The organism is Arthrobacter sp. Y3223164 (assembly GCF_059091005.1).
Window position 1 is genome coordinate 1 of sequence record NZ_JBNHGF010000453.1, and the last position, 1957, is coordinate 1957.

Below are 1957 nucleotides of genomic sequence, written 5' to 3' on the forward strand. Positions count from 1 at the left end.
GCTGCCCGCCCGGGCCGCGCGGTCCAGCGATTTCGCTGCCAACGCCAGCGCCGGCAGCGAGTGCGGAAGCCCGTCGAACGGCGTGGTCCGCTCCGGGTTTTCCGCCGCCTTGACCGCGTCGTAGCCGGCCACGATCTCGGCGATGGTCTCCGGAAACTTGTCCTGCAGGGACCCGTCCGGCCGGAAGACATGCCGGTTCCGTCGGATGAGTTTGGCTGTCAGTTCGGCGGCCACGGCGTCGAAATCAAAGTGTCCCCGCTCTTCCTGCAGGCGGGCATGCAGCACTACCTGGTAGAGCACATCGGCCAGTTCGCCCTTGAGTTCGGCAACGTCGGCCCGGCCGGTGTGGCCGGTTTCGATGGCTTCGGCCAGTTCGTGGGCTTCCTCCACGAGGTACTCGACCAGCGACTCGTGGGTCAGCGCCGCGGTCCACAGGCAGTGTTCGCGCAGTTGTGCCACGACGTCCAGCAGCCTGGCGAGCGCCTCCCCCCGGCCGGGCTCAGCGGGGGCGTCCGGGAGCTCCCCCCGGCCGGACTCGGCGGGGGCGTCCGGGAGCGGCCCCCGCTCATACGAGTGTCCGGCGTGCGGCATCGCGGCGTCAGCCCAGCTGGCTGTTGAAGCCCTCGCCGATGAACTCGATGAGCGCCTCACGCTCTTCCAGCGGCAGGAAAGCGGCCTCGGCCGCGTTGAGGGTGATCTCCAGCAGGTCGTCCAGGTCGTAGTCGAAGGTTTCCACCAGCAACTCGTATTCGTCGGAGAGCGTGACTCCGCTCATCAGCCGGTTGTCGGTGTTGATCGTGACCTTGAACCCGGTCTGGTAGAGCAGGTCGAACGGATGGGACTGGATACCCTCGCCGAAGACGGCGATCGCGCCCGTCTGCAGGTTCGATGACGGGCTGCACTCGAGCGGGATGCCGCGGTCGCGGACCCACGAGGCGACCCGGCCCAGCGTGACCATGCCAACCTCTTCGCCGTCCTCGTCGTCGGGCCCGAAGTCCACCTGGATGTCCTCGGCGATCCGGACGCCGTGGCCCAGCCGCAGCGCGCGGCCGCTGACCAGCGCGTCCACGATGCTGTCCACTCCGGCCGCCTCGCCGGCGTGGATTGTCACCGGGAACTGTTGTTCGGCCAGGTAGGTGAAGGCGTCCTTGAAGCGCGAGGGCGGGAAGCCGTCCTCGGCTCCGGCGATGTCGAATCCGACCACGCCCCGGTCACGGTGGCGCACGGCGAGTTCTGCGATCTCCTGCGAGCGGTCGGCATGCCGCATGGCGGTGACCAGCTGGCCCACCTGGATGGGGCGGCCGCTGGCTTCCACGGCGTCCACGCCGGCTTCCAGGCCTGCCTGGACGGCCTCTACCGCCTCGTCCAGGGTCAGGCCCTTGGTTAGGTGCTGTTCGGGCGCCCAGCGGACCTCGCCGTAGACCACGCCGTCGTCGGCCAGGTCCTCCACGAATTCGCGGGCCACGCGGAACAGGCCTTCCTTGGTCTGCATCACGGCGATGGTGTGGTCAAAGGTTTCCAAGTAGCGGACCAGCGAGCCGGAATCCGCCGACGCGCGGAACCACTCCCCGAGCGCCACCGGGTCGGTGGAGGGCAACTCGTGGCCCTCGGCGGCGGCAAGTTCAATGATGGTGGCCGGGCGCAGTCCGCCGTCCAGGTGGTCGTGCAGCGAAACCTTCGGCAGGCTGCGGATGTCGACGTCGAGGTCGGCTGCGGTGTCTTCGGAGTATTCAGGCTCAGTCACAGGCACCACCTTACGCGAGCACCGGGCACGCCTGAACCGGCGCGGATCCCCTCGCCGGGTTCAGTCGTCGAGTCCGGCGGCGGAACGGTTGCGGGAGGGCACGGCCAGGGGAACGTACGGTTCGAAGCGGACGGTCCGCGAACCCGTTGCCGGCAGCTGGTCGGCGGGATCGCGCCGTGCCGCCACTGCTGCGTCCCGGCGCTCGGCGGCCGC

Annotated in this window: 2 protein-coding genes; both read right to left on the reverse strand. The window is 69.3% G+C overall.

What is annotated here, in order from left to right:
• Window positions 1–591, reverse strand: a 591-nt coding sequence (locus tag AC5RUJ_RS15295) for a MazG nucleotide pyrophosphohydrolase domain-containing protein (protein WP_494156143.1), incomplete at its 3' end; no start/stop codon positions are given.
• 7 nt (window positions 592–598) lie between these two features.
• Window positions 599–1744 (reverse strand): adenosine deaminase, encoded by a 1146-nt coding sequence (locus AC5RUJ_RS15300; RefSeq protein WP_494026095.1) that lies wholly within the window; start codon window positions 1742–1744, stop codon window positions 599–601.
• Window positions 1745–1957: the final 213 nt, after the last annotated feature.